This window comes from Streptomyces thermocarboxydovorans, from assembly GCF_039524635.1.
Lineage (GTDB): Bacteria > Actinomycetota > Actinomycetes > Streptomycetales > Streptomycetaceae > Streptomyces > Streptomyces thermocarboxydovorans.
Map to the genome: position 1 here is coordinate 1 of NZ_BAAAGU010000120.1, position 4484 is coordinate 4484.

The window sequence follows — 4484 nt, forward strand, 5'->3', positions numbered from 1 at the left end:
ACTTGTCTTCCTAAGACCGCTTGGCCTCCGACTTCCTTCCTCGGGGCGGCGGCTGCGCGGGCTGCTGCTGGGGCTGCTGGGGCTGCTGCCCGGCAGGGTCCTGCGGCGGGCCGAAACCGGGCTGCTGCGGCGGCTGGTGGGGTGGCGGGGGCGGCTGCGTCATGACGTGGGTACCTCGGGTGTGCGGGAGAAGGGACGGACGACGACGGGGCATGAGGGCGGGCGCGGCGGGCATCTGCTGCTCCGCGCCACGCCTCACTTGCCGTAGGCGAGCATCAACTTCTCCTTCGCGTCGTCGTTTCCGTTCAGCCGGGTGGTCGAGAGGTAGAACCGCCCGTCGACCCAGTCGATCGCCCTGCTGTAGAAGCTGCTCTCGATCTCCGCGATGCCCTGCGGGTTCTGCAGCAGCTTCGCCGGCTTGTGGTCGCCGCCCGCGATCGGGATGGACACCACCTGGCCGCCCGTGCTGTAGGAGGGCTCGACGTAGGCGATGAGCTTCCCCGCGAGGACCTTCATCGGGATCATCGACTCGCCGGCCGGGGACTTCTGCCGCCAGCTCTCCTTGCCGTTGGCGAGGCTGATCGCGACGATCTCGTTGGCGCCGGTGGTCGCCTTGGTGGGCAGGAAGAGGGTGTCGCCGTCGACGACGGCGCCCGAGCAGCCCTGGAGTTCACGGTTGAGGATGCCCCAGCCGCACTTGGGGTCGAAGTCCTCGTCCACGTCGACCTGCGCGCGCACCTTCCCGGAGGAGGTGAAGCCGGCGATGTTCCAGGCCTTCTTGTCCTCGTTGGTGGCGTAGATGACGACCGGGTCGACGGAGTACGCCTTGGAGATCCGCCAGCCCTTGTCGTACTTGTAGGTCCACTTGACCTTGCCGGTCTTCGGGTCGAGCTCCTGGAGCTCGTCGTGCTCGTTGTCGCCGCCGGCGCCGCAGGAGGCGACCTGGATCAGCCGGTCGCCGCCGGCGAAGGCGGACGGGAAGCAGGAGTCGCTGTACTTCTTCTTGTCGTACAGCTTGTCGCCGGAGTTGACGTCGTAGGCCGTGCCGGACATGGAGCGGCCCACCATCAGCGTGTCGCCGGCGAGCGTCAGCTCGAGGGAGAGCGTGGAGTCGAACAGGTCGCCCTCGGAGACCTCGATCTTCCAGCCCTTCTCACCGGTGTTGAGGTCGACGAGCTGGAGCTGGTTGCACTTGGCGCGCTGGCTGGCGCCGCTCATGTAGGCGACGACGATCTTGTCGTTGTCGGTCTTCTCCGGGGTGACCGAGCAGATCTTCTGCGGGAAGGTGATGGCCTCCCAGGTGGGCTTGCCGTCCGTGACGTTGAACGCGAACAGCTGCTTGTAGGCGGCCTTCACGGCGGCCTTCTTGGTGATCCACATGCCGGGGGCGTCGGCGCCGCTGCCGGGCGCGTCGGGCGCCTCCTTGTACCAGAGCACCTTGGACTCGCCGGGCTGGCGGCCCTCGTTGAGGTCCTCCGCCTCCTCGCCGCCTGCCCCGCTGCCGTCGCCCGGGTTGACCGGGGCGTCCGACTCGTTGGACTTGCCGTCGTCGGTCTTCTCCGCGACGGGCTTCTTGTCCTTCTTGTCGTCACCGGACACGGCCCACACCGTGCCGCCGACGATCAGCACCGCGGCGGCCACGGCGGCGCCGATGGCGAGGGCGGGCTTGCTCCTGAACGGGTTGCGTGAACCGCCGGGCCCGCCGGGCGGGGTGCCGGGCGCGCCGGGGAACTGCGGCTGCGGCGGGTAGCCGTAGCCGGGCTGGCCGTAGGGTCCGGGCTGCTGCGGCTGGCCGTAGGGACCGGAGTTGTACGGGCCGGGCTGGGCGTACGGTCCCGGCTGCTGCGGCGGCTGCTGCGGGTAGCCGTACCCGGGCTGGGGCGCGCCGGGAGGCGGGCCCTGCGGGGGCGGTGGAGTCTGCGGTGCTCCGAAGCCACCCGGTGGCGGATCCTGCGGTGCTCCGAAGCCACCCGGCTGCGGCGGCTGACTGGGCGGCTGGCTCATCAGCGCGTTCCCCCTTGTTGCTCACTGATTTTCGCCACGTCTCCGGTGGTGCGCCGGTCCCGGATGTGTGCGCGGGCAGTGACTCCTGCAGTTCTCAGACGGCTCTTTCTATCACCCGCCGCCGACGGGCCACCTGGCCCCGTCCGCCCCTGTTCCCAAGGGAGGACCGGCCTGTGATGCCTCCGTTACGCGCCTTCACGCCCTCTTCACGCATCGCGCGCCCGGCGCGTACGCCCTCAGACGTCCTCGGCGAGTTCCAGCCAGCGCATCTCCAGTTCCTCGCGCTGACCTGCCAGGGTCCGCAGTTCGGCGTCGAGTTCGGCCACCTTCGCGAAGTCGGTGGCGTGCTCGGCGATCCGGGCGTGCAGCTCGGTCTCCTTCTCGGAGATCCGGTCGAGCTGCCGCTCGATCTTCTGCAGTTCCTTCTTGGCGGCGCGCAGATCGGCCGCGCTCTTCTCCGGCTTGCCGGACGTGCCGGGGGCGGCCTGTCCGGTGCGGGCGGCGGGCGCGGAGGCCGCCGCGGCCTCCTCCATCCGCTTGCGCCGCTCCAGGTACTCGTCGATGCCGCGCGGCAGCATCCGCAGGGTGCCGTCGCCGAGCAGGGCGAACACGCGGTCGGTGGTCCGCTCGATGAAGTAGCGGTCGTGGGAGATGACGATCATCGAGCCGGGCCAGCCGTCGAGGAGGTCCTCGAGCTGGGTGAGGGTCTCGATGTCGAGGTCGTTGGTGGGCTCGTCGAGGAAGAGGACGTTGGGCTCGTCCATCAGCAGCCGCAGCAGCTGCAGCCGCCGCCGCTCACCGCCGGACAGGTCGCCGACGGGCGTCCACTGCTTCTCCTTGTTGAAGCCGAAGGTCTCGCACAGCTGCCCGGCGGTCATCTCCCGGCCCTTGCCGAGGTCGACGCGCTCGCGCACCTGCTGCACGGCCTGCAGCACCCGCCAGGTGGGGTCGAGTTCGGCGACCTCCTGGGAGAGGTAGGCGAGCTTGACGGTCTTGCCGACGCGGATGCGTCCGCCCGCGGGCTGCACCTCGCCCTCGCTGCGGGCCGCCTCGGTGAGCGCCCGCAGCAGGGAGGTCTTCCCGGCGCCGTTGACCCCGACCAGGCCGATGCGGTCGCCCGGGCCGAGCTGCCATGTCACGTGCTTCAGCAGCACCTTGGGGCCGGCCTGGACGGTGACGTCCTCCAGGTCGAACACGGTCTTGCCGAGCCGCGAGGAGGCGAACCGCATCAGCTCGCTGCTGTCGCGGGGCGGCGGCACGTCCTTGATGAGCTCGTTGGCGGCCTCGACGCGGAAGCGCGGCTTGGAGGTACGGGCGGGCGCGCCGCGCCGCAGCCAGGCCAGCTCCTTGCGGACCAGGTTCTGCCGCTTGGCCTCCTCGCTGGCGGCGATGCGCTCCCGCTCGGCGCGGGCGAAGACGTAGTCGGAGTAGCCGCCCTCGTACTCGTAGACGGTGCCGCGCTGCACGTCCCACATGCGGGTGCACACCTGGTCGAGGAACCACCGGTCGTGGGTGACGCACACCAGCGCGGAGCGGCGCTCGCGCAGATGCCGGGCGAGCCAGGCGATGCCCTCGACGTCGAGGTGGTTGGTCGGCTCGTCCAGGACGATCAGGTCCTGCTCCTCGATGAGCAGCTTGGCCAGGGCGATGCGCCGCCGCTCGCCGCCGGACAGCGGTCCGATGACGGTGTCGAGGCCCTTGGGGAAGCCGGGCAGGTCGAGCCCGCCGAACAGGCCGGTCAGCACGTCCCTGACCTTGGCGTCGCCCGCCCACTCGTGGTCGGCCATGTCCCCGATGACCTCGTGCCGGACGGTGGCCTCCGGGTCGAGGGAGTCGTGCTGGGTGAGCACACCGAGCCGCAGCCCGCCGGAGTGCGTCACCCGCCCGCTGTCGGCCTCCTCCAGCTTGGCGAGCATCCGGATGAGGGTGGTCTTGCCGTCCCCGTTGCGTCCGACGACGCCGATCCGATCCCCCTCGGAGACGCCGAGGGACACCCCGTCGAGCAGCGCACGGGTGCCGTACACCTTGCTGACGTTCTCGACATTGACGAGGTTGACAGCCATTTCTCTCCTGCCAGGGGGGATGGATCGGTCCCCAGCGTAGTCGGGGACGACCGGGCCCCTTCGCGCAGTTGTGATCGTCGCAGGAGCTGCTGATCGTCCCAGTTCTCTTACGGAACGGCTGATCGTCCCGATCTCTTCCGAAGCGGGGGATCGTCCCGTCGGTCGTCTCGCGAGCGCGTTACCGTCCCGGTCGGTCGCCGCCGGAGCGCGTGACCTTCCCGGCCGGTCGCCGCCGGAGCGGTGACCGTCCCGGCCGGTCGCCGCCGGAGCGGTGACCTTCCCGGCCGGTCGCCTCCGGAGCCGGTGGTGGTCCCGGTCAGCCGGCCGGCAGCACGGCCGCGCCCGGCACCGGGCCCGCCGCCACCCGCACCGCGCGGCAGGTGCCGCCGGCGCTCAGGGCCGCGGCGACGGCGGGTG

General features: G+C 70.9%; 2 protein-coding genes. Both read right to left on the reverse strand.

The genetic code is table 11. The features are described 5' to 3' along the window. Positions 1-255: 255 nt before the first annotated feature. Positions 256-2004, reverse strand: coding sequence for an outer membrane protein assembly factor BamB family protein (locus ABD198_RS30235; protein WP_344007886.1), 1749 nt, complete (start codon positions 2002-2004; stop codon positions 256-258). A gap of 236 nt (positions 2005-2240) precedes the next feature. After that, positions 2241-4067, reverse strand: a complete 1827-nt coding sequence (locus ABD198_RS30240) for an ABC-F family ATP-binding cassette domain-containing protein (RefSeq protein ID WP_344007888.1) — start codon at positions 4065-4067, stop codon at positions 2241-2243. Positions 4068-4484 lie beyond the last annotated feature (417 nt).

Bases quoted from the DNA above. Each gene is read 5' to 3' on its own strand.
- ABD198_RS30240 (WP_344007888.1), bottom strand. From the start codon at position 4,067: ATGGCTGTCAACCTCGTCAATGTCGAGAACGTCAGCAAGGTGTACGGC.
- ABD198_RS30235 (WP_344007886.1), bottom strand. From the start codon at position 2,004: ATGAGCCAGCCGCCCAGTCAGCCGCCGCAGCCGGGTGGCTTCGGAGCA.